Source organism: Pseudomonas sp. fls2-241-TYG-175 (assembly GCF_030209155.1).
GTDB classification, from domain to species: domain Bacteria; phylum Pseudomonadota; class Gammaproteobacteria; order Pseudomonadales; family Pseudomonadaceae; genus Aquipseudomonas; species Aquipseudomonas viridiflava.
This window is the reverse complement of record NZ_JARVSO010000041.1, coordinates 118724-142865: the sequence shown is the minus strand read 5'-3', so window position 1 is coordinate 142865 and position 24142 is coordinate 118724. Positions and strand designations below refer to the sequence as shown.

At 58.5% G+C, this 24142-nt stretch carries 21 protein-coding genes; 19 read left to right on the top strand and 2 right to left on the bottom strand.

Annotated features, from left to right (window positions below; all coding sequences use genetic code 11):
• Nucleotides 1-451: contractile injection system protein, VgrG/Pvc8 family (locus QRN20_RS23800; protein ID WP_285361367.1), on the bottom strand; the 451-nt coding region annotated here is incomplete at its 3' end.
• Between the two features lie 133 nt (nucleotides 452-584).
• Nucleotides 585-1103, bottom strand: a complete 519-nt coding sequence (locus QRN20_RS23795; RefSeq protein WP_004882969.1) for an Hcp family type VI secretion system effector — start codon at nucleotides 1101-1103, stop codon at nucleotides 585-587.
• A 789-nt stretch (nucleotides 1104-1892) separates the two neighbouring features.
• On the opposite strand from QRN20_RS23795, the gene tssA reads away from it, so the two are divergent.
• The 19 genes from tssA to QRN20_RS23700 all read left to right on the top strand — a co-directional run bounded on the left by tssA (nucleotide 1893) and on the right by QRN20_RS23700 (nucleotide 24121).
• On the top strand, nucleotides 1893-3449 hold the full coding sequence (tssA, locus tag QRN20_RS23790) for a type VI secretion system protein TssA (protein ID WP_004882970.1): 1557 nt from the start codon (nucleotides 1893-1895) through the stop codon (nucleotides 3447-3449).
• 32 nt (nucleotides 3450-3481) lie between these two features.
• Nucleotides 3482-3988, top strand: coding sequence for a type VI secretion system contractile sheath small subunit (tssB, locus tag QRN20_RS23785; RefSeq protein ID WP_029244033.1), 507 nt, complete (start codon nucleotides 3482-3484; stop codon nucleotides 3986-3988).
• A gap of 28 nt (nucleotides 3989-4016) precedes the next feature.
• The gene (gene tssC / locus QRN20_RS23780) at nucleotides 4017-5495 is read left to right on the top strand and encodes a type VI secretion system contractile sheath large subunit (protein ID WP_004882972.1); all 1479 of its coding nucleotides are present in this window, start codon (nucleotides 4017-4019) and stop codon (nucleotides 5493-5495) included.
• Nucleotides 5496-5508: 13 nt separating this feature from the next.
• Complete coding sequence (gene tssE, locus QRN20_RS23775) at nucleotides 5509-5916, top strand: type VI secretion system baseplate subunit TssE (RefSeq protein WP_003413694.1); 408 nt, start codon at nucleotides 5509-5511, stop codon at nucleotides 5914-5916.
• Between the two features lie 10 nt (nucleotides 5917-5926).
• Entirely contained in the window at nucleotides 5927-6433 is a 507-nt protein-coding gene (locus QRN20_RS23770; protein WP_058431378.1) for a PAAR domain-containing protein, read from the top strand.
• 4 nt (nucleotides 6434-6437) lie between these two features.
• Nucleotides 6438-7289 carry a hypothetical protein gene (locus tag QRN20_RS23765; RefSeq protein ID WP_004882974.1) on the top strand — a complete coding sequence of 284 codons (852 nt, stop codon included), beginning with the start codon at nucleotides 6438-6440 and terminating at the stop codon, nucleotides 7287-7289.
• Nucleotides 7286-7663 carry a hypothetical protein gene (locus QRN20_RS23760; protein WP_122468817.1) on the top strand — a complete coding sequence of 126 codons (378 nt, stop codon included), beginning with the start codon at nucleotides 7286-7288 and terminating at the stop codon, nucleotides 7661-7663. Before QRN20_RS23765 ends, QRN20_RS23760 begins: the two co-directional genes overlap by 4 nt.
• 73 nt (nucleotides 7664-7736) lie before the next feature.
• A complete protein-coding gene (tssF, locus tag QRN20_RS23755) occupies nucleotides 7737-9524 on the top strand; it encodes a type VI secretion system baseplate subunit TssF (protein WP_122468814.1) in 1788 nt (595 codons plus the stop codon).
• Entirely contained in the window at nucleotides 9488-10495 is a 1008-nt protein-coding gene (gene tssG, locus QRN20_RS23750; RefSeq protein WP_004882977.1) for a type VI secretion system baseplate subunit TssG, read from the top strand. The genes tssF and tssG overlap by 37 nt, the downstream gene beginning before the upstream one ends.
• 13 nt (nucleotides 10496-10508) lie before the next feature.
• Nucleotides 10509-13157 (top strand): type VI secretion system ATPase TssH, encoded by a 2649-nt coding sequence (gene tssH, locus QRN20_RS23745; protein WP_058431376.1) that lies wholly within the window; start codon nucleotides 10509-10511, stop codon nucleotides 13155-13157.
• 10 nt (nucleotides 13158-13167) lie between these two features.
• Entirely contained in the window at nucleotides 13168-14685 is a 1518-nt protein-coding gene (locus tag QRN20_RS23740) for a sigma-54 interaction domain-containing protein (RefSeq protein WP_004882979.1), read from the top strand.
• Nucleotides 14686-14772: 87 nt separating this feature from the next.
• A complete protein-coding gene (locus tag QRN20_RS23735) occupies nucleotides 14773-14913 on the top strand; it encodes a hypothetical protein (RefSeq protein WP_004882980.1) in 141 nt (46 codons plus the stop codon).
• 17 nt (nucleotides 14914-14930) lie between these two features.
• Nucleotides 14931-16127 carry a type VI secretion system-associated FHA domain protein TagH gene (tagH, locus tag QRN20_RS23730; RefSeq protein WP_004882981.1) on the top strand — a complete coding sequence of 399 codons (1197 nt, stop codon included), beginning with the start codon at nucleotides 14931-14933 and terminating at the stop codon, nucleotides 16125-16127.
• A gap of 5 nt (nucleotides 16128-16132) precedes the next feature.
• On the top strand, nucleotides 16133-16633 hold the full coding sequence (gene tssJ / locus QRN20_RS23725) for a type VI secretion system lipoprotein TssJ (RefSeq protein ID WP_004882982.1): 501 nt from the start codon (nucleotides 16133-16135) through the stop codon (nucleotides 16631-16633).
• Nucleotides 16634-16635: 2 nt separating this feature from the next.
• Nucleotides 16636-17967 carry a type VI secretion system baseplate subunit TssK gene (tssK, locus tag QRN20_RS23720; protein ID WP_004882983.1) on the top strand — a complete coding sequence of 444 codons (1332 nt, stop codon included), beginning with the start codon at nucleotides 16636-16638 and terminating at the stop codon, nucleotides 17965-17967.
• 5 nt (nucleotides 17968-17972) lie between these two features.
• Entirely contained in the window at nucleotides 17973-18848 is an 876-nt protein-coding gene (gene icmH / locus QRN20_RS23715) for a type IVB secretion system protein IcmH/DotU (RefSeq protein WP_004882984.1), read from the top strand.
• A gap of 13 nt (nucleotides 18849-18861) precedes the next feature.
• Complete coding sequence (gene tssM, locus QRN20_RS23710; protein WP_285361358.1) at nucleotides 18862-22389, top strand: type VI secretion system membrane subunit TssM; 3528 nt, start codon at nucleotides 18862-18864, stop codon at nucleotides 22387-22389.
• A complete protein-coding gene (locus tag QRN20_RS23705) occupies nucleotides 22389-23117 on the top strand; it encodes a PP2C family protein-serine/threonine phosphatase (RefSeq protein WP_004882986.1) in 729 nt (242 codons plus the stop codon). The genes tssM and QRN20_RS23705 overlap by 1 nt, the downstream gene beginning before the upstream one ends.
• Nucleotides 23114-24121 carry a serine/threonine-protein kinase gene (locus QRN20_RS23700; RefSeq protein WP_058431374.1) on the top strand — a complete coding sequence of 336 codons (1008 nt, stop codon included), beginning with the start codon at nucleotides 23114-23116 and terminating at the stop codon, nucleotides 24119-24121. The genes QRN20_RS23705 and QRN20_RS23700 overlap by 4 nt, the downstream gene beginning before the upstream one ends.
• The last annotated feature ends 21 nt before the right edge of the window (nucleotides 24122-24142 follow it).

Genomic DNA, 24142 nt, shown 5'->3' with positions numbered 1-24142 from the left:
CATCGTACTGAACGCAGTAAATGCGCTCCGGGTACGTTGCCCCGACCTTGAACTGATAGGCGTTGCTCTGAATGCCATGTTCTTCGAGGACCTGGCCGATGATTTTCGGCACGCTCAGGTTCTGGAAGATGCGCTGGTTGATGCGGTGCGCCAGGTACGCCAACTGCGGGCGCAGGGTCACGGCGTAGCGGGTCAGCCGCTTGCCGGAATCGCCCTGGGCGGCGCGGTAGATCTGGCCGTGAATGCCGCTGCCGTCAGGCGAAAGCTGCAGAAAGGCCGGTTTGTGCAGCAACGTTTCGAGGTCCAGGGACGGTTGCTCACTGACCAGCTCCACCTCGAAGGCGAATGGCTGGCTGATGGCTTCCCGGCCGGTAAGGGCGAACACTTGAAGGTCGTTCGAAAGCCCTTCTACGGTCAGGCTGAAGTGAGTCTGATTGGCCGGCGCGAACATCCCTTGTTCCTCGTGCAGTGCTGCTGCGCGCGTCGAGGCTCAAATAAAGCGGCCCGGCACACGCGAAATTCTGGAGGGGCGTAAACAACATCGACCAGCAGAGCTGGCCGATGCTTGAAGCGGTCGGCGCGACTTAGCCGGCGACCGGGGAACGCCAGTCATCGGAACCCGAAGTACCGGATACTTCGTGGGTCCAGGTGATTTTGCGGTAGGTGAACTCTACATCTTCCAGGTGAGTGAAGTGCGCGTTCGCCGGGTCCTGGCAGTTGTGCATGTAGTCCTTGATGTCGACGATGATCGCGTCTTCAAGTTTGGTGGTGAAGTAGTGTTCCTGGGTGCCGGCAGCCGAAGTGCGGTACCACTGGATGGTGATCTCGGTCAGGCGCTCGCCCGACGTCAGTGCTGCCAGCAGCAGTGGCGAGGACTTGTCGAACACCTTGGTGATCTTGACTGGCTTGTGAACGCGCTGACCGGTTGGCTGACCGGACTGTGGGTCCCGCGGGATGATGACTTCGTGGCTGAAACCCTGAACCATGACCTGGTCTTCGTGACCTTCCTGGTAGGTGTTGCCGACCGAATCAGCGGTGAAGGCACCGGCAGTGATCAGGCCTTGTTTGGTGCCGGTGATGGACATGTACGCTGGCGTAGCCATGGAGGTGCTCCTTGCTGAATAAGTGAAGGTGCCCGGAGGCGAAATCGCCCGGAGGGTGCCTTGCAGATATCAAGCTTCGTGCCAGCTTGCAGGCAGCGTCTGTAAATCAGGCAGTTACCTGACATAGCGTGGGAAAAGGAGGCCATTTCTGTGGGAAATACCGCTGAATGTGCGCAAGAAGTTGCGCACTACTGCGCAACTTCTTGCGCACTAAGCTGTATGGCACGTCTTTTATGGGTTGTAGAGATGTGTCCACAGGTTATGCACAGATCTGGTGCGCCATTTCTTGCGCATGATGGCGATATGATGCTCTTCCGTGTAGTTGTTGTGTAATCCAGTCATAGAGATGTTTATGAAATTTATTGCATCTTTTTGGGTGCAGTTTGAAACCTAGTTCTCATGACGTGTGTCATACAACCTTATTATTTTTTTTATGAAATTTTCGCATTTATTTTTTCAACTTTTTCGTTCCGTCGCGTAGACATCCCATAACAGAATTTTCTGCTGAAAAGGCTCTGTGTCGCTGCTTTCAGGCGACTGGCCAAGGTGCATTTCGAGCGGCTCGGCAATGCGTTTTCGTTATAAAAAGAAATTTCCTACAGAAAATGAAAACGCGTCTCCTTGATGTTTAATCGAATGCTTGCTAGTGGCCATCTCCGTGAGTAAGATTCCGACCTCTGAAAGCGTAAGACTCTCGACCGGCCAGCCGCGTGGTCGACGCTTTTTGGCGCTTTATGCCATCGCACCCTCTAATGGCCCAACGGATGTCGTCGTAATCGAAGGTCAAGGATGTCCTACTCAAGCAAACTTTCTGCCCACTACCTTGAACTTGCCAAAGTTCCTGTTTCCGCTGAAAACTTCGCGGGAGAGGACGTGCGCTTTTCGGTCGAGTTCGAGGCACTGGAAAGCGAGCTGGGTAAAGCGCAGTCCATGCACGAAGCCGGTCAGATCGACTGGCTTAAAATTCGAGAAAACAGTGAGAGCCTGCTTCGCACTCAGTCCAAGGACTTGCGCGTAGGCGCATGGCTTGCGTGGGCGCTCTACCAGCGAGAGTCCTTTCAAGGACTGTTGGCCGGACTCGGCGTTCTGCACCACCTTTGCGAACATCACTGGGCTGATATTCATCCCAGAAAAGCCCGCACGCGCGCCGCTGCCGTCGGCTGGCTGGTGCCGCGTCTCGAGCAGGTGCTTAACGAAAACGTCGCGATCAAAGAACAGTTGCCAATGTTCCGGCGTCTGGTCGAACACCTTGAAGGCCTCGATAAAGCGTGCACTGAGCATCTGGGGGACGACGCTCCATTATTACTGCCGATTTCCCGCCGTCTGAAAAGCATGGTTCAGCGCGCGGCTGACAACCAGCCGGAGCCAGGCGTGGTTGGTGCAGCGGTGGCGCAGGTCAAACAGGCGGCCACACAGCTGTTCACGCCCGGCGCGCCTATCGATAACGAAAAGGAAGCGCACAAGGCCCTGCGTGCCCAGCAGGAAAACGCACGTCCTCTGTGTGCCTGGTGGCTTAAACAGAAGGCCAGCGATCTGCGAGCCTTGCGCCTCAACCGCACATTGCTGTGGCTGCCGATCGATGCAATCCCCGAGCGAAACGCCGAGCAGATCACGGCTCTGCGCGGGTTGCCTGCAGACAAGCTCAAGGCCTATCAGGATCGCTACGATCAGGCCAAATATGCCGATCTTCTGGTCGAACTGGAAGCGAGTCTGGCGAAGGCGCCATTCTGGTTCGACGGCCAGCGAATGGCGTGGGAGTGCCTGCAAGGACTGAACGCCGAGATGGCCATGCGCGAAGTGGAAATCCATTTTGCGCTTCTGCTTCAGCGCCTGCCCGGCATCATCGAACTGCGCTATCACGACGGCACACCCTTTGCCGATCCGGCTACCCGGGCATGGGTCACCGCAAGCGTCATGCCGCACCTGCAAACCAACAGCGCACCGCGCAAGGTCGAAGTTGCCGATACCCAGCCAGCCTGGGAAGTAGCCCTCGAAGCGGCGCTGCCCATTCTGCGCAAGGACGGTCTGAAAGCCGCCGTGCAGCTTCTCAAGCAGGGGCTGCAAAAGGCGCAGGGCGGACGCGCTCGATTTTTCTGGCAGTTCGCCCTGGCCCGGCTGTGCTTCGTGGCCAAGAAATACGAACTGGCCAAGGCGCAACTCGAGACGCTGGATCAGACGTTACAGGAATCGGGCCTTCATGCATGGGAGCCCGATCTTGCACTGGAAGTACTGCATCTGCTGCATAGCTGCTGTGAGCTGTTACCGCAGAACCATGTAGTGCGCGAACGCAAGGAAGAGATTTATCGCAGGCTGTGCCACCTAGACCTCGAAGTGGTACTCGAATAGGCCCCAGGGCCACAACCGAAAGGAGAAAAGCCATGGCCAAAGAAGGCTCTGTAGCCCCAAAGGAACGCATCAACGTCACTTTCAAACCCGCTACCGGCGGTAATCAGGAAGAGATCGAGCTGCCGCTGAAGTTGTTGGCAATCGGTGATTACACCCATCGCAAGGACGAGCGCAAAGTTGAAGATCGCAAGCCGATCAGCATCGACAAGATGACCTTCGACGAAGTGTTGGCCAAGCAGGAGTTGGAGCTGACCCTGAACGTACCGAACCGTCTTCAGGATGAAGAAGGCGTAACGGAAGAGCTGCCCGTGAAGCTGCGTGTCAACTCGATGAAAGACTTCAACCCGGCCAGCCTGGTTGAACAGGTGCCGGAGCTGAAAAAGCTGATGGAACTGCGCGATGCGTTGGTGGCGCTCAAAGGCCCGCTGGGTAATGCGCCTGCGTTCCGCAAAGCCATCGAAAGCGTCCTCGCCGACGACGAATCCCGCGGTCGCGTATTGGGCGAACTGGGCCTGAAGCAGCCAGCCCCAGACGCCTGAGTCCCTATCAGCCAAGGAAGTCAAACCCATGCCAAGCAACAGTACAGCAAAGCAAAAAAACGTTGAGACAGGCGAACAAAGCATTCTCGACAGCATCATCGCCCAGACCAGCCTGACGCGTGACGACGAAGCCTACGACATCGCCAAGCGTGGTGTATCGGCCTTCATCGAAGAACTGCTCAAGCCGCAAAACGGCAACGAGCCGGTCAAGAAGGCAATGGTCGACCGCATGATCGCCGAGATCGATGCCAAGCTCAGCCGTCAGATGGATGAGATCCTGCACCACCCTGACTTCCAGTCCCTGGAATCGTCGTGGCGTGGTCTGCAGTTGCTGGTCGATCGCACCAACTTCCGTGAAAACATCAAAATCGAAATCCTCAACGTCTCCAAGGATGACTTGCTGGAAGACTTCGAAGATTCGCCGGAAGTGATGCAGTCGGGCCTGTACAAGCACATCTACACCGCTGAATACGGCCAGTTCGGTGGTCAGCCGGTTGGCGCGATCATCGCCAACTACTTCATGTCCCCAAGCTCGCCGGACGTGAAACTGATGCAGTACGTCTCCAGCGTAGCCTGCATGTCTCACGCACCGTTCATTGCTGCTGCCGGCCCGAAATTCTTCGGCCTGGAAAGCTTCACTGGCCTGCCGGACCTGAAAGATCTGAAAGATCACTTCGAAGGCCCGCAGTTCGCCAAATGGCAGAGCTTCCGCCAGTCGGAAGACTCCCGTTACGTCGGTCTGACCGTTCCGCGTTTCCTGCTGCGCAACCCGTACGACCCGGAAGAAAACCCGGTCAAATCGTTCGTGTACAAAGAAACCGTTGCCAACAGCCACGAGCATTATCTGTGGGGTAACACGGCTTACGCGTTCGGCACCAAGCTGACCGACAGCTTCGCCAAGTTCCGCTGGTGCCCGAACATCATCGGCCCGCAGAGCGGTGGTGCGGTTGAAGACCTGCCGTTGCACCATTTCGAAAGCATGGGCGAAATCGAGACCAAGATCCCTACCGAGGTTCTGGTCAGCGACCGTCGTGAATACGAACTGGCTGAGGAAGGCTTCATCTCCCTGACCATGCGTAAGGGCAGCGACAACGCGGCGTTCTTCTCCGCCAGCTCCGTGCAGAAGCCGAAGTTCTTCGGCAACAGCGCTGAAGGCAAGGCTGCAGAGCTGAACTACAAGCTGGGCACCCAGCTGCCGTACATGATGATCGTCAACCGCCTGGCTCACTACTTGAAAGTGCTGCAGCGCGAGCAACTCGGTTCGTGGAAAGAGCGTACCGATCTCGAGCTGGAACTGAACAAGTGGATCCGTCAGTACGTCGCCGACCAGGAAAACCCGAGCGCCGAAGTGCGTGGTCGTCGCCCGTTGCGCGCCGCCCAGATCACCGTCAGCGACGTCGAAGGCGAGCCTGGCTGGTACCGCGTCAGCCTGAACGTGCGTCCGCACTTCAAGTACATGGGGGCTGATTTCACCCTGTCGCTGGTTGGCAAGCTGGACAAAGAGTAAACGGAGCTCACTCATGACTGGATACGGCAGCCTTTTCGAACGCCTGAATGGCGATGCGGAAAAACGCGTCAGCTGGAGCCGCGAGGTTTCCGCCACGGCGTCCGTGGCTGCCCATCTGGCCAAGATGCTCAGCACCCGTGCGGGCAGCGTGCAAACGCTGTCCGACTACGGGCTACCCGATCTCAATGACATGCGTCTGAGCCTGCACGACTCTCTGAGTCAGGCCCGTTTGGCCATCGAAAGCTTCATCGAAGCCTACGAGCCGCGCTTGAGCAATGTGCGTGTCATTTCCCTGCCGCGTGATCACGATCAGCTTCGTCTGTCCTTCAGCATCGAAGGGCTGTTGGAAGTTGAGGGTTTCAAGCGTCAGGTCAGTTTCGCCGCTCGCCTGGATGGTAGCGGTCAAGTGAAGGTCAACTAAGGAGATTCCTATGTCCGGAAAACCCGCAGCACGCGTCACCGACCCCACGGCTTGCCCGCTCCCCGGCCACGGTACCAATCCTATCGTCGCTGGCTCCGGCGACGTATTTTTCGACGGCCTCCCGGCCGCCCGCCAAGGCGATGCCTCGGCATGTGGTGGTGCGATGTCGGGCGGTTTGGCGACAACCGTTCTGATCAACGGAAAACCGGCCGCCACGGTTGACTCCGTCGGGACCCATGGCAACAAGGTCACAGCCGGGTCCGGGACGGTGATTATTGGTAATTCGCACACGCCTGCGGCGTTTGTGGCGCCCGAGGCAATAGTTATTCCAGGCGTCTTTAACCGTATTTTTGCTTTTCATACTGCGGATGGCCAGCCAGTTACGAATCTGAATTACAGAATGGTTTCTGATAGCGGTCTAGAGAAAGCAGGCTGTACGTCAGCAACCGGTAATACAGGATGTTTCTCCACCGGTAAACAAGGCGAGATGGTTAACATCTACGTTTCGGCGGAGTAAGCGCGTGGAAACCTCTATTGTTATCGATGGCTCCGCGCACATATTCGAGACCTCCGATGGGAAAACGGAGTTAAAAATTAAAGCCGAAACGACGCCAAGTGAAGATAAAGAACCGAAAAAGCTTCCTTTGCCCAGTGTGTGGCTGATAACGAGAGGAAATGGTGTACCTCTTTTTGCTCTAAAACCAAATGCATCAGATGTTCAGTTCAGAATTATGAAGGCTGAGAAACTGTACGCAGAAGCAATTCAATGGTTTGAACCGCTGGCGGATAATTACCGTAAAAAGTGTTGGGTGAATCCTGAGTCCAGCACGGCTGGTACCGATGCTTACAATGCCTATAAGCAAATGACTTGGGCTCAAATTATAAAGTTTTCGATTGTTGATAGAATGTCAATTAGCTTTGCTCCTAACATGCCCGGCGATTGGAAAAACAGCTCAGAAGGGGGGGCTGGATTTTTAATGGTAATGATCGAAGGCGAACCCTATTGGGCTGATGGCGTTGGACAGATCCCTTTCGCCACTGATACCTACCGTTTATACCTTGAAGAAACCAAGCTTGCGGAAGCTGCTATTAAGAAAACCGTTGAAACAGGTATGAAGTATGGTGATGGTCTTCCTATATTTCCAACGGAGGACAAAACCAATGAGTACGATAATTACATGGTGCTGCGCGGTGCCCTATGGGCCTCCGAGAATTTTGAACTGCGCACTGAAAAGGTAAGAGTATTTGCGGGCCGAATGGGCTATCGCGAAAATATTGTGACGAGCACTGTGTACCGCGTCGCCTCTGACCAAAAATTGAGAACTTCTATAACGCAAGGCTCTGTAGATAAGTATGGAGAGTGGAAAAAATGATCTCCAAGATAGCACGAAGCTTGCTCATACATTTTTTTGCCTGCGTCATTTATGTCGTTGCTAATTACTATGGGGTTTCTCTCTATAAAGTTATTTTTGGCGGGTTGACCTCTCGTGGCGCTTCCATTGGAATTGCCATGTACATGGTTTTCTATTTGTTTGTTTTTTTGAATATAGTGATTGCCGTCATTCCACGGCAAATTTTTAAGTGGTGCATTGTTGCTTTCATGGTTGTGTTGATATTGGTCTATCTATTACCACTTTACCCCATTCGAGCCCTAGCTTATGGCGCTTTGACAGGTGGGCTTACTGCTCTGGCAATTGTGGTGGCTGGCAAGTTTGAACGGTTTTGGCTCTCTAGGGCCCTCAAATAAACTTCTTTTTCCATAGTTGTGCTCTCAGCAGCTTCAGCGCACATCAAACGAATCTATACCCAGGCAGCCAGACATGTCCTTTAACCACTACTACCAAAGCGAACTCACTGCACTGCGCCAGCTTGGTCGTCGCTTCGCCGAGCGTAGTCCTGCGTTGGCGCCGTTTCTGGGGCAGGCCGGGCGGGATCCGGATGTGGAGCGGTTACTCGAGGGCTTTGCGTTTCTGACGGGTCGACTGCGTCAGAAGCTGGATGACGAGCTGCCGGAGCTCAGCCATTCGTTGATGCATTTGCTGTGGCCCAATTACATGCGGCCGTTGCCTGCGTTCAGCATTTTGCAGTTCGATCCGTTGAAGCGTTCGGGGCCTGCGTTGATGGTCGAACGCGATACGCCGGTCGAGAGCCTGCCGATCAATGATGTGCGCTGCCGTTTCCGCACGTGCTATCCGACCGAGGTTCAGGCGCTGGATCTAACGGCGCTGAACTACTCGATCAAGGGCGGTGGTTCGTTGTTGAGCCTGCGTCTGGAGATGAGCGCTGAGGGTCATCTGGGTGAGCTGGAACTGAGCCGCTTGCGCCTGCATTTTGCGGGCGAACGTTACATCAGCCAGATGTTGTACCTGAGCTTGTTGCGCAACCTTGATGGCATCGAGTTGATTCCTCTGGACGGTGCCGGCAAACCCATCAATGGCGTCAACGGCACGCCGATGGCGTTCAAGATGCCCGGCGACCGCGTGCAGCCGGTAGGGTTTGCCGAAGAAGAAGCATTGATCCCGTATCCGCTGAACACCTTTCGCGGCTACCGCTATTTGCAGGAATACTTCGCGTTTCAGGACAAGTTTCTGTTCGTCGATATCAATGGCCTGGATCTGCTTAACGCGTTACCTGAAGAGACACTCAAGCAAGTCCGCGGCGTTGAGTTGCGTTTCGATATTCGCAAGAGCGGCATCCAGCGCCTGCGGCCCACGCTGGACAACGTGAAGCTGCATTGCACGCCGATCGTCAATCTGTTCAAGCATGACGCGCTGCCGATCCGCCTCGATGGCAAGCAGGACGAGTACCTGCTGTTGCCCGCCGAGTACGATCTGGAGACCTGCGGGGTGTTTTCGGTTGAAACCGTGACCGGCTGGAAGCCGGGCGGTCTCGGTTATCAGGATTACGTGCCGTTCGAATCCTTCGAACACGATCCCAGTTTCGATGTGCCCAACAGCCGTCCGCACTACAGCATTCGCCAGCGTTCCTCGTTGTTGCACGACGGTCTCGACACTTATCTGAGCTTCGGTATTCGCCACATCGAAGCACATGAAACCCTGTCGATCGAGTTGATGTGCACCAATCAGAACCTGCCGCGCAAACTCAAACTGGGCGATATCAACCAGGCCTGCGAAGACACGCCGGAATTCTTGAGTTTCCGCAACATCACGCCAGCCACCTCCAGTTTCGCGCCACCGCTGAACCGTGACTTCCTCTGGAAGCTGATCAGCAACATGTCGCTCAACTACCTGTCGCTGGCCGACGTCAATGCGTTGAAGGTGATTCTCGAAACCTACGATTTGCCGCGCTATTACGACCAGCATGCAGAGAAGGTCAGCAAGCGCCTGCTGGGCGGTTTGAAATCGATCAAGCACAAACACGTGGACAGATTGCACCGAGGGTTGCCGGTACGCGGACTGCGCACTGAGCTGACCATCGACCCTGAGGGGTATATCGGCGAAGGCGACATGTTTGTGTTCGCTTCGGTTCTCAACGAGTTTTTTGCGCTTTACGCCAGTCTCAATTCGTACCACGAGCTGCGGGTAAAAAGCACACAGGGAGAGGTGTACCAATGGACACCACGTATGGGCCTCCAGCCCCTGCTTTAAGCGGGCTGACCCTGGGTATACGCGAGTACTCGCTGTTTCAGGCCGTGCTGCTGGTTGTCGACCGGCTGCGCGATGCACACCCGCACCTGAGCGAAGACGACCTGTACGACCAGTTGGAGTTTCAGGCCAACCCGAGCCTTGGCTTCCCGTCGAGTGACGTCAGTCGCGTGGAGTTTTTCCACGAGCACGGGCATTTGCGCGCGCGTATGCAGTTCAACCTGATCGGTCTGGTCGGTTCGGGTTCGCCACTGCCGGCGTTCTACGGTGAGCAGGCGCTGGGCGACAGCGAAGACGGCAACCCGACGCGTAACTTCCTCGACCTGTTCCACCATCGCCTGCAACGGTTGATGTTGCCGATCTGGAAGAAATATCGTTACCGCGCCAGTTTTGAAAGCGGCGCGCTCGATCCATTTTCGGCACAGCTATTTGCCTTGATCGGCCTGGGCGGCGAAGAAATCCGGCGCGCCCAGGAGTTGAACTGGAAACGCCTGTTGCCCTATCTGGGCCTGCTCAGCCTGCGTGCGCACTCGGCTGCGCTGATCGAAGCGGTGCTGCGTTATTACTTCAAGCACGCCGAACTGACCATCGAGCAATGCATCGAGCGCCGGGTGGAAATTCTAGACGAACAGCGCAACCGCCTGGGACGTGCCAACAGCATGCTCGGTGAGGATCTGGTGCTGGGCGATCACGTGCGCGACCGCAGCGGCAAGTTTCGCATTCATATCCGCGAGCTGGACTGGCAACGCTTTCACGAATTCCTGCCGATCGGTTTCGGCTATCAACCGCTGTGCGCGCTGGTGCGGTTCACGTTGCGTGACCCGCTCGACTACGACATTCGACTGGTTCTGCGCCAGGAAGAAATCCGCGAGTTGCGTATCGGTGAACAGAACGCCTGTCGCCTGGGATGGACCAGTTGGCTCGGCCGCGAGAAAGCGGACGGCGTGGTGACCCTGGGCAGCAAAATTCATTAAGGATCAATGACTGATGAGCAACGTAGACCTGCAACAACTGATTCAAGCGCTGGACGCCGAAACCCGCCGTGATCTGGAAAGTTCTGCGGAGCGCTGCGTCGCCCGTGGCGGCAGCAAGATTCTGGTTGAAGATTTGTTGCTGGAGCTGCTTGAGCGTCCGCAAGGTCTGCTCGCGCGCGCCCTGCAGGATGCGGAAGTGGACGCTGGCGAGTTGAGCGCCTCGTTGCAATCTCGGGTCGAGCACAGCGCCTCGCGTAACCCGGTATTTGCTCCGGAACTGGTGCAGTGGCTGCAGGACGCCCTGCTGGTCGCCAACCTTGAACTGGGCCAGACCCAGGTCGAGCAGGCCGCGCTGATTCTTGCACTCCTGCGTAACCCGATGCGCTACGCAGGCAGCCGCTATCAGCCTTTGCTGGCCAAGCTGAATATCGATCGATTGAAAGAGTTTGCCTTGTCTCAACAGGAGCAGCCTGCCAATGGCAAACCGGCTGCCCAGGGCGAGTCGCTGTTGGAGCGTTTCACTCACAACCTGACGCAGCAGGCCCGCGACGGCAAGCTTGATCCGGTGCTGTGCCGTGATGGCGCGATTCGGCAGATGGTCGACATTCTGGCTCGTCGCCGCAAAAACAATCCGATCGTGGTCGGTGAGGCTGGCGTCGGCAAGACCGCCATCGTCGAAGGCCTCGCATCGCGCATCGCAGCGGGTGAAGTACCGCAGGCGCTCAAGGGCGTCGAACTGCTGTCGCTGGATATGGGCCTTCTGCAGGCCGGTGCCAGCGTCAAAGGTGAATTCGAGCGTCGTCTCAAAGGTGTGATCGACGAGGTCAAGGCGTCGCCGAAGCCGATCATTCTGTTCATCGACGAAGCCCACACGCTGATCGGTGCGGGCGGTAACGCGGGTGGCTCGGATGCAGCCAACCTGCTCAAGCCGGCGCTGGCGCGTGGCGAGCTGCGCACCATCGCTGCCACGACCTGGGCGGAGTACAAAAAGTACTTCGAGAAAGACCCGGCACTGGCCCGTCGTTTCCAGCCTGTTCAATTGCATGAACCGACCGTCAGCGAAGCCGTCACGATCCTGCGCGGCCTGGCGCAGGTCTATGAGAAGAGCCATGGCATCTACCTGCGCGATGACGCCGTAGTTGCCGCCGCCGAGCTGTCCGCTCGCTATCTCGCTGGCCGCCAGCTGCCTGACAAGGCCGTTGATGTCCTCGATACAGCGTGTGCCCGCGTGCGCATCAGTCTTGCTGCTGCTCCGGAAAGCCTCGAGCGCCTGCGTGGCGAACTGGCTGAAGGCGGTCGCCAGCGTCAGGCACTGCGTCGTGACGCCGAAGCTGGCCTGCTGATCGATCACGAGGCGCTGGAAGCGCTGGAAACGCGTCTGGAAGCTGCCGAAGAAGAGCGGGCGGCACTGGAAGCGTTGTGGCTTGAGCAGAAGACGCTCGCCGAGCGCTTGCTGGAACTGCGTCAACAACTGGCCAAGGCGCGTGAAGCGGCCGCTGTCGAGCCGACCGTCGAAATCGAAGAGGACGAGGAGGGCACAGTCATCGAAGCCGTGGCGCTGGACGAAACGCAAAGCGTCGAAGCGCTGACCGCTGCTCTGAACGAAACGCACGTGGCCCTGACCGCACTGCAGGTCAAGGAGCGACTGGTGAGCTTCGAGGTCTGCCCGCGCCTTGTGGCTGAAGTGATCAGTGCCTGGACCGGTGTACCGCTGGCGCAACTGGCTCGTGAGCACAACGCCAAGGTGGCCAGCTTCGCCAAGGACCTGCGTATTCGTATCCGTGGTCAGGAGCAGGCTGTTCACGCGCTCGACCGTTCGATGCGCGCGACCGCTGCCGGTCTGAACAAACCCGATGCGCCGGTCGGCGTGTTTCTGCTGGTTGGCCCGAGCGGCGTCGGCAAGACCGAAACCGCGCTGGCGCTGGCTGATCTGCTTTACGGTGGTGATCGTTTCATCACCACGATCAACATGTCCGAGTTTCAGGAGAAGCACACCGTTTCTCGCCTGATCGGCGCACCACCGGGCTACGTGGGCTATGGCGAGGGTGGCATGCTCACCGAAGCGGTGCGTCAGAAGCCGTATTCGGTCGTGCTGCTCGATGAGGTCGAGAAAGCCGACCCCGACGTGCTCAACCTGTTCTATCAGATCTTCGACAAGGGTGTGGCCAACGACGGCGAAGGCCGCGAGATCGATTTCCGCAACACGCTGATTCTGATGACCTCGAACCTGGGCAGCGACCAGATCAGCGCCTTGTGCGAAGACGGCGCACGGCCAACCGCCGAAGTGCTTGAAGAAACCATTCGCCCGGTCCTCAGCAAGCACTTCAAGCCCGCTCTGCTGGCGCGCATGCGCGTGGTGCCGTACTACCCGGTCAGCGGGCCGGTGCTGCGCGAGCTGATCGAAATCAAACTTGGTCGTCTGGGCGAGCGTCTGAACCGTCGTCAGCTGGAGTTCACGTACTGCCAGAACCTTGTCGATCATCTGGCCGAGCGCTGCACGCAAAGCGACAGCGGTGCGCGTCTGATCGACCATCTGCTGGACCTTCATGTCCTGCCGCTGGTTGCTGACCGCTTGCTCGACGCCATGGCTACCGGAGAAAGTCTGAAGCGTGTTCATGCCACGCTGGACAGCTCCGGCAGTGTGACTTGCGAGTTTGCCTGAGGTGGGCGTGATGTTCACTCAGATGCCGCAGCCGTTGGCGTACGCCGAAGCCTTGCTGGCGCAGTTCGCCAGCCTGGCGAGGGCGGCCAACGGCGCCGAATTGCTGGGTGATTTTGTGCGCGGTCTTGCTGAACTCAGCGGCTGCGAGCTGGCACAGCTTTATCTTTTGGATGCCACTCACACCTGCCTGAAAATGAGAGCCGAGTGCCTGGACGGAATCCTGCAACCACGGGAAGCCGCAGGCCTGCCGGTGGATTACAACGGCGAGCAGTTGTTGCAGTTCGCCCTTTGCCAGAACCGCGTGGTGTGTCTGGGCGAACTGAGCGGCAGCCTGCACGAAACCAGTTTTCTGCCGACGCAAAGCACGCCGTGGCAGTCGTTGTTGTGTGTGCCGGTCATCAACCATCAGCAGGCCGTTGAAGGCGTGTTGTTGTGTGCGAGCCACCGGCATGTCGATCTGCAGGGGTTTGCTGATTCCCTCGGTCAGTTTGGTTCGTTCGCACTGGGTCAACTCAACCTGCTGCAACGCTTGCATCAACCTGTGGATGAGGTGCGACCGGCCGTTGTCAGCACGCCGAGCATCAGCGGATACGGTTTGATCGGAAAAAGCGCAAGCATGCGTCAAACCTACTCCATGATCAGCAAGGTGCTGCACAGCCCTTACACCGTATTGCTGCGCGGCGAGACAGGCACCGGCAAGGAAGTCGTTGCGCGGGCGATTCATGACTTCGGTCCGCGTCGCTCTCAGGCTTTCATCGTTCAGAACTGTGCCGCGTTTCCAGAGAACCTGCTTGAGAGCGAACTGTTCGGTTACTGCAAAGGCGCGTTCACGGGCGCTGATCGTGATCGCACCGGGCTGTTCGAGGCTGCCAATGGCGGCACGCTGTTGCTCGACGAAATCGGCGACATGCCGTTGTCGCTTCAGGCCAAGCTGCTGCGCGTGCTGCAAGAGGGCGAGATTCGCCCGCTGGGCTCCAACGACACGCGCAAGATCGACGTGCGCATCCTGGCCGCGACGCACCGGGACCTGGCTGTGATGGTCAGCGAAGGCAAGTTCCGCGAGGACCTGTATTACCGACTCGCGCAGTTTCCCATTGAGCTTCCGGCCCTGCGACATCGTGAGGGTGACATTCTCGACCTGGCCCGGCACTTCGCCGACAAGACGTGTGCGTTCCTGCAGCGCGGCGCGTTGCGCTGGTCGGATGCGGCCCTTGATCACCTGTCCGGTTATGCGTTTCCCGGCAACGTGCGCGAACTCAAAGGCCTGGTCGAACGTGCAGTCCTCTTGTGTGAGGGCAATGAGTTGCTGGCCGAGCATTTCTCTCTGCGCCCGGACGCTGTGCCCGAGGACAGCAGCCTCAATCTGCGCGAGCGGCTGGAACAGGTCGAGCGCAGCCTGCTGCTCGACTGCCTGCGCAAGAACGATGGCAACCAGACCCTTTCCGCGCGTGAACTCGGCCTGCCGAGGCGCACGCTGCTTTACCGCCTTGGGCGCCTGAATATCAATCTGGGTGACTTCAATGGGTAGGCAAAAGCACTTGTTTTCACCTTATTCGCTTCTGACAGCGCTCCCCGAAAGGGGCGGCGCTTTTTGCTCACTTCTGGAGACCCTCTGATGTCTGTTCGTCACTGGCAAGCCGTCCTGCTCACTGTTGTCGTTCTATGCGGCCTCGGGGGCTGCAGCGGCAATTACAAATTCAACGACAACACCTATCGCCCATTGGGTGATCCGCAGGCGGTCAACCGCGGCAAGTGACCGCAAGGAGCATCATTATGGAACTGGTTTTCGAAATGCTGAACACCAAGCAGTTCGTGCCCACTGACTTGTGCCAAAAGACCTTCAAACAGGCTGGCGGCGTGATTGGCCGGGGGGACGATTGCGACTGGATCATCCCGGACCGCAAGCGGCACTTGTCCAATCATCACGCGTTGATCAGCTATCGCGACGGCTCGTTTTTTCTGACCGATACCAGCAGCAACGGTATCCAGGACAGCACCAACGGCACGCGCCTGCGCAAGGGCGAAGCGGTACGCATCGAGCACGGCAGTGAATACATTCTCGGTGATTTCGAAATCCGTGCCCGACTGGTACGTGACCCGGCAGCCTTCGACGTGGAAGTCGGTCGTCCGCAGGCGGCTGGCAGCATCATTCCGGACGACGCATTCCTTGATCTTGATCCGCTCAATGCGCTTGATCAGCAGGAGCGCGTTTACTCGGAAATCGAAGAGCTGATTTCACCCAGCAACGTAATCGATGACGGCCGTCAACGCGCTGACTATGCCCGTATCGACATGGAAAGCCTGCTGGTGCCGGAACTGGTCGAGGTTCCAAAAGAGCCCGCACCTGCGCCAGCCCCGCCACCGGTCGAGCGTCAGTCTGACGGCTTTTGGGAGAAGTTCGGGGCTGCGCTGGGCGTTGACCTCAAAGGGCTCGACCACGATGCGAAAGAGGCTCTGGCTCTGAACGCAGCGCGCTTGCTCAAGCAAAGCGTCGGCGGTTTGCAGCAGAGCCTGCGCACGCGCAGCGAGCTCAAGAACGAATTGCGTCTGGCGCAGACCACGGTGCAAGGCTCGCAGAAAAACCCGTTGAAGTTTGCCGTCGATGCCGGTGAAGCGCTGGACATTCTGTTGCACGGCAACAAGCCCGGACAGTTGCCGGCCGATCAGGCGATATCGCGCGCCTTCCGTGATCTGCAGGCCCATCAGGTCGCCTTGCTCACAGCCAGCCGCGCGGCTGTTCGCGGCACGCTTGAACACTTCTCTCCGCAACAGCTCACGCTGCGTTTCGAGCGCGACAACAAGCCGCTGATTGCCACCTCCGGCAGCCGCTGGAGAGCCTATGGCCGCTATCACCAGGCGTTGCGCCAGGATACCGACTGGAGCGAGCGCCTTCTGGCCCGCGATTTCGCTCAGGCCTACGAAGAGCAGATTCGTCTGATTTCCACACTCCACACTGACCACCAAGGATGATACGCATGTCTCGCCGCTCGACTGCTTTCTTCAACATGCTGGCTGCGCTGACCGCCCTGGTGGTGCTGGCTGGCTGCTCTACGTTGTCGCCGTATTCACACGTCACCAAACTCAACCTGAAGCTGACCGCCAGCGATCAGGTGAACCCGGATCTGAATGGTCGCCCGTCGCCTGTCGTAGTGCGACTGTTCGAACTCAAGCACCCGGTGGCGTTTGAAAACGCGGACTTCTTCAGCCTGTATGAACGCGCGAAGGAATCGCTGGCGCCAGACATGGTTGCCTCCGAGGAACTGGAACTGCGTCCGGGTGAAACCGTCGAGCTCAAGCTCAGCCTGCAGGAAGGCAGCCGCTACGTCGGCGTTCTTGCAGCCTATCGGGACCTGCCGGACAGCAGATGGCGCTACACGCTGCAAGTGACGCCGGTAGAGATCACTGACGCCGATCTGACGCTCGACCAGAACGGCATTCGCAACACTAATGAACCGCTCGCCAAGGCAGATGACTGACCATGAATTCCCATAAAGTCATTTGGCAGGAAGGCATGTTGCTGCGCCCGCAGCACTTCCAGCACAACGATCGCTATTACGATCACCAGATGAAAACCCGTACCCAGTTGCTGGGTAGCTATACCTGGGGTTTTCTGAGCCTGGACATCGACCTGCAGTTTCTCAATATGGGCAAGCTGGTCATCAGCAATGCCTCGGGAATTCTGCCGGACGGCAGCCTGTTCGAGCTGGGAGGCAACACCGAGCCGCTGGCGCTCGACGTGCCGCCCAACACCGGTAATACGCCGATTTATCTCGCACTGCCGCTGGTCACGGGCAACCACATCGAATCGCGTCGTCCGGAGCAGTCCGATGTGCTGGCGCGCTACACTGCTTACGAGGCGGAGGTGTCCGACTCCAACGCGGGTGATGACTCTTCGAGTCAGGTCAGCTGCGGTCGTCCCGACTTCAAACTGCTGCTCGGCCAGCAGCAGAGCGACCAGGCTTACGTGAAGCTGAAGGTCTGCGAAGTGCTCGATACCACGCCGGATGGCGTGATCAGCCTCGACCCCGATTTTGTGCCGACCTACATCCAGGCTCACGCGTCCAGCTACCTGCTGTCCTGCCTCAAGGAAGTCATCAGCATGCTCAGCCACCGGGGCGACACGATCGCTGACCGGATTCGCTCCAACGGCAAGGTGGGCGGCGCTGAAGTCGGTGACTTCATGATGCTGCAACTGATCAACCGCACCGAGTTGCTGCTGCGCCACTATCTTGGCCTTGAGCAAGTACACCCTGAAGAGTTGTATCGCACGCTGCTCACCATGCTCGGCGATCTGGCGACCTTCTCCAGTGACAGCAAGAGACCGCGTCTGGACAGCCGTTATCAGCACAGCGATCAGGGCGCCAGCTTCCGCAAACTGATGGAGGCGATCCGTCAGGTGCTGTCCATGGTGCTGGAGCAGCACGCCATCGAGCTGGTTCTGCAGGCCCGTCAGTACGGCATCATCGTATCGCCGCTGCACGATCACAAACTGCTGGGCTCGGCGTCGTTCGTGCTGGCAGCCAGCGCCAACTGCGACTCCGAAGAGCTGCGCCACCGCTTGCCGGCGCACCTCAAGGTCGGTCCTGTGGAGCGTATCCGCCAACTGGTCAACCTGCATCTGCCAGGTATCAAGGTCAAACCGCTACCGGTGGCCCCGCGGCAGATCGCGTTCCACTCCAACAAAACCTATTTCATCCTCGAACTCAGTTCCGAAGACCTGGCACAACTCGAGCGCTCCGGCGGCTTCGCGTTCCACGTGTCCGGCGAATTCGCCGAGCTTGAACTGAAATTCTGGGCTATCAGGAACTGACCGACATGAGCAAGGACACGGATTACAACCAGGACGATAAAACCGTCCTGCTCGACCGCCAGGGCCACGGCCCGGCCGCGAGCCCGCTGACGGACTTCGCTGCGCCGCCACGGTTCGAGCAACTGGAAGAACGCATGATCTACGCGGCACGTCTGCGCCCGGCCGAGGCCTTCAACATCAGCCTCAATTCGCTGGTCGCGGCTGCCTCCGATCTGCTGTCGGAAGTGGTACGCCTCAAGCACAGCGACACCCGCGAAGACATGTACGCGCTCAACGAGCGACTGACTGCCGGCCTGAAGCTGTTTGAAGTCCGCGCATTGCACAACGGTGCTGAAAGCAGCCAGGTGATGGCCGCCCGTTACGTGTTGTGCACGGTGGTGGACGAGGCAGTGGTGACCACCCCGTGGGGTAACGAAAGCGAGTGGTCGCAGATGAGCCTGCTCAGCAGCTTCCACAACGAAACCTTCGGGGGCGAAAAGTTTTTCCAGCTTCTCGACAGGCTGTCGAAAAACCCGGTCAAGCATCTGCCGATGCTGGAGTTGATGTACCTGTGTCTGTCGCTCGGCTTCGAGGGCAAGTACCGGGTACAGGCGCGCGGCATGCTCGAGCTTGAAGGCATCCGCGATGCGCTGTATCGCCAGATTCGCCAATTGCGCGGCGACGTGCCTCGCGAACTGTCACCCCACTGGGAAGGTTTGAACAATCAGCGCCGCAGTCTGGTGCGCATCGTGCCTGCCTGGATGGTGGTGTTGTTTACCCTGGTCTGCCTGGCGGTGATGTATTTCGGCTTCGCCTGGGTACTGGGTGAACAGCGCGAAACCGTTTTGCAACCTTATCAGCCGTTTGATCCGGCCGCGGTCCAGCCGCAGTCGCAGCCGTAAACAGGGACGCATGATGAAAAACTTTTTCAAGAAAGTCGGCGCATTCCTGCGCAAGACATGGGTCTGGACGCTGCTGCTGGTGCTGTTCGTTGCGCTGTTGGTATGGTTCGTCGGGCCGCTGCTGGCGGTCGATGATTACAAGTTCTGGGAAAGCTCCACCTCGCGCCTGCTGACCATCAGCGTGCTGTTCCTGATCTGGGGCCTGACGATGGTGTTCGTCAGCTGGCGCGCGGGTGTTCGCAAGAAAGCCCTCGAAGAAAGCGAAGATGGCCAGGATCGTATCCGCCGTGAAGAGCAGATCGACGAAGAGCAGAAAGAGCTGAAAACGCGCTTCAAGGACGCGTTGAAAACCCTCAAGACCTCAAGCCTGTATCGCGGTCGCAGCGAGCGCTGGCGCAGTGATTTGCCGTGGTACCTGCTGATTGGTCCGCAGGGCAGTGGCAAAACCAGTCTGCTGGATTTTTCGGGCCTCGAGTTTCCGATCAACAAGATCGAACGCAAACTGACCCGCGACACCCTCGGCACTCGCCATTGTGACTGGTACTTCGCCGATCACGGCGTGCTCATCGACACCGCTGGCCGCTACCTGACCCAGCCGGATGCCGAAGTCGATGGCAGTGCCTGGAGCACCTTGCTGGATCTGCTGCGCAAACGTCGTCGCAATCGTCCGCTGAACGGTGTGCTGGTGACCATTCCGGTGGAAACCCTGCTGAACAGCAGCGAGCAGCACCTGGAAACACTGGCTCGTCAGGTGCGTGCGCGCCTGCAGGATGTGCATCAGAAACTGCACGTCGATGTGCCTGTCTATCTGGTTCTGAGCAAAGCCGACCGTCTGTTGGGCTTCGACGAATTCTTCGATCAACTGACGCGTGAAGAAAGCGATCAGGTCCTCGGCACGAGCTTTCGCAAAGAGCAGAAGGGCACCGATGTCGCAGTGCTGCGTACCGAGTTCGAGGAGTTGCTGCGTCGCCTGAACAGTCAGGTGATCATGCGCATGCACCAGGAGCGTGATACCCAACGCCGTGGCCGCATTCTCGACTTCCCGCATCGACTGGGGCAGATCGGCGAACGCCTGTGTCTGTTCGTTGACCTCGCATTCACTGGCAACCGCTACCAGCGTGTCAGCCAGCTGCGCGGTTTCTACCTGACCAGCGCACCGCATCTCACAGAGGAAATGGACGCCACCACCGCAGGTATCGGTGCCAATCTGGGCATGAGTGCTGGCGTGCTGCCAACCCTGCGCAGCGGCCGGTCACGGTTTATCCATCACCTGCTCAGCCGTGTCATCTTTCCAGAGGCCGATCTTGCTGGCCTGGACAAGCGCGAGCGCAGCCGTATTCATTGGGGCCAGCGTGCCTTGTACGTGGGTGCACTTGCTTCTCTGGCGCTGTTTGGCGTGCTCTGGGCCGGCGGGTTCTCTGCAAACTATTCACGGCTGGAGAATCTGCGCAATCTGGCCCAGAACTGGACGCAGCAGCGTTCGGCACTGACCGCCCGCGATGACTCCATGGCGGTCCTCAAGACGCTCGACACCAGCTACGCGGCCACTCAGGTGTTTCCCGAAAAAGGCGACGTGAGTTACCACGAGCTTGTTGGTCTGTATCAGGGCGAAGAGGTCAACCCGGTGGTCAGGGTAGCTTATGAGCGCGAGCTTCATGATCAGTTGCTGCCCCGCGTAGCGAACCTGCTGGAAAGCCAGATCCGCGCCAACACCAAGGATCGCGACCGCCTGCTCAACAGCCTGCGTGCATACCTGATGCTGAACATGACGGATCGCCGCGACGCGCAATGGCTCAAGGACTGGGTCGCCACCGAGTGGTCTCAGCGCTATACCGGCAATACAGCGGTACAGAACGGCTTGAACACCCATTTTGATCGTTTGCTGAAGCAGCCATTCAGCTACCCGCTGAATGATCCGCTTGTGGCTCAGGCGCGTCAGATTCTGCGCAGCGAGTCCCTGGCGACTGTGGTTTACCGCATGCTGCGCGAGCAGGCCCGTAATCTGCCGGAATACACCTTGAGCCAGCACCTTGGTCCTCAGGGCGCACTGTTTGTCGGCACCGATTACAAAATCCCCGGCTTCTACACCCAACAGGGCTACCAGCAGTACTTCTCTGTTCAGGGCACGAAACTGGTCACCGATATCCTGAGCGACAACTGGGTTCTGGGTGAGGGCACTGGCCTGAGCACCATGGACCTGCGTCGTCTGATGGTTGAACTAGAGCAGCTGTACTTCCGTGACTACGCCAACTATTGGGGCGAAGCGGTAGGCCAGGTTCAACTGCCTGCGATCAATGACTTCGGCGAAGGCGCCGAGCAACTGGCAGGTCTGACGTCGGCCAACTCGCCGATCATCCAGATGCTGGTTGAAGTGCGCGAGAACACCCGTTTCCCGGTGGTCGCCGACACGGCTGATGAGGCCGCTGATGCAGCAGGCCAACTGGCGGAGAATGGCGGCAAGCTCGGTAAGCTGGCGGCCGCTGCAGCGGGCAAGGCATCCGATGCGTTGGCAAAAAACCTTCCGGATACCGCCAGAAAGTCTCTGCAAAGCCGCTTCGAGCCATTGCATCGCTTGCTGGATGACAACAATGGCCCGACTGCCGACCTGACCCCGGCTCTGGCCGCGCTCAACGAGCTGCAACTGCAGATGGCAAGTCTGGCCCGTTCCAGCTCGCCGGATCAGGCTGCTTTCGAAATGGCCAAAAACCGCATGGGCGGTCAGCGTGATGCGCTAAGCAACTTGCGCACGACATCCGGTCGTCTGCCACGTCCGGTGGGTGTGTGGTTCAACGTGCTGGCAGAAGACACCTGGCGTCTGGTGTTGGGCGATGCCTATCAATACCTGAACCAGCGCTACCAGAGTGAGCTGTACAGCTTCTACGGCAAGGCGATCAGCAAGCGTTATCCGTTCGATGCCCACAGCGCCAGCGACGTCGCAATCAGCGATTTCCGTGAGTTCTTCAAGGCTCAGGGTATTGCCGATCGCTTCTTCGACAGCTACATGCGTCCGTTCGTCAGTGGCGATCCGGGCAACTACCGCATGCGCAGCGTCGATGGTTACACCTTGCCGGTTTCCAAGGTCTACCTCGATCAGATGGCCTCGGCACTGGTGATCCGTCAGAGCTTCTTTGCCGACAACCCTGCCGAACCGCAAGTGCAGTTCAAGCTGGAGCCTTACACCCTCGACCCGGCTGTCAGCCGCTCCGAGTTCAAGTTTGGCGACAAGACCATTGAATACCGTCACGGTCCGATCGTACCGGTGTCGTTCAAATGGCCTACTGATGCCGAAGACGGTCGCACCAGTCTGGTACTCGACAGAATGGCTGGCCGTCCGCTGGGTCTCGAAAAGAACACCGGCCCATGGTCGCTGTTCCGCCTGTTCGATCTGATGCAGACCGAATACCTGAAGGGGCGTGACGTCCTGGTGCTCAAGGCCGACGTGGGTGGTCTGCGCGCCAACTACCTGTTGACCAGCCAGCGCACGCCTAACCCGTTCGACATGGGTACGCTGCGCAGCTTCCGTATGCCGGGGCAGCTTTGATGCTGGTAGCCAGCCCCTGGCGCAGCGCTGCGCGCACCGATGCCGGCAAGGTTCGGGCGCGCAACGAAGACGCTTTTCTGGACTCCCCACAGCATGGGCTGTGGGTGGTCGCGGATGGCATGGGCGGTCATCAGGGTGGTGATGTCGCCAGCCAGTTGATCGTCGCCAGTCTGGCGGAATTGCCGGTGCAGGAAGGCTTTGACGAGCGCCTCAAAGGCATTCGTCAATGTCTGCACTGGCTCAACCGCCGTTTGGGTCAGGAGCTGACGGTCACTGCGGGTCACCATGACAGCATCATGGGTAGCACCGTGGTGGCGTTGATGGTCGAAGGCAATCGTGCCGCCTGCATCTGGGCGGGCGATAGCCGTTGTTATCTGTGGCGTGGACAGCGTCTGTATCAGCTGTCCAAGGACCATTCACTGCAACAGCAACTGATCGACGAGCAGAAAATGAGCGTCGAGCAGGCCCGCGCCCATCCTGCCGCGCATGCCTTGACGCGTGCGGTCGGTGCAGCAGAACAACTGACCCTGGATGTACTGGAACTGGAGGTGTATCCCGGTGATGCGTTTCTGCTGTGCAGCGATGGCCTGTACCAGGGACTCAGCAGTGATGCACTGGGTAGCGCCCTGAGTTTGACCGCACCCCAAGTCGCGCTGGAGCGTCTGTTCGATGGCGCCTTGCGTGGCTCGGCGCGGGATAATCTGACGGCGGTGGTGATCCGCAAATGACTGAACTCATGCGACCGACCGACGACCTGCAGGTGAACGAGGAGCAGGACAACAACCTGACCTACTTTGCGTTTGCCAAGTCGCACAAGGCCGAACCTGCACTGGCACCGACCAAGGCCAGTATCGGTGAGATGCCCGAGGTGCTGGCGGGGCGTTACCGTATCGAGCGTCTGCTGGGTGCCGGTGGCATGGGCGCGGTCTACCGTGCACGGGACTTGCTGAGCGAACAGTTCGGCGAGCCTGATCCGTATGTTGCGCTGAAAATCCTCAGCGAAGAATTTGCCGAGTCGCCGGACGCCAGTGCCTTGCTTTACAGCGAGTTCGCCCTGACCCGACGCCTTCGCCATAACAACGTGCTGCGCTTGCACACGTTCGAAGTGGACACTGAGTGCCAGCGGGCTTTCATCACCATGGAGCTCATGCGTGGGCTGACCCTGGACAAACTGCTCTGCGAGCGGCCTCTTGGCCTGCCGTGGAAAGAATTGCGTGACATCGCGCTGCCGCTGCTCGATGCACTGGCCTACGCCCATGCTCGTGGTGTGCTGCATGGCGACATGAAACCCAGCAACGTCATGCTCAGCGAAGACGGCGTGCGCCTGTTCGACTTTGGACTTGGCCAGGCCGAGGAGGGCGTGATGCCGGGATTGCCTCATCTGAGTCGCGACCGTTTCAATGCCTGGACACCGGGCTACGCCGCGCCGGAACTGTTGGAAGGCCATGCACTGTCAGCCAGTGCCGATGTGTACGGTGTGGCCTGCGTGATCTTCGAATTGGCGGGAGGCAAGCATCCGTTTCGCCGCCTGCCATCGACCCAGGCCCGCGACGAGCGTCTTGAGCGTGAGCTGAAGGCCCCGGGGAATTTACCGAAACACTGCTGGCCTGCGTTGCGGACGGCACTGACATTCGATGCACGGGATCGCAAGATCACCGCCAAACAACTGCGTGACGCTTTCGCCGTCACTTCGTCCAGGCTGCAACGCTTGATGCCATGGTGTAACGGATGACGACCGAACAGGGAGCAAATG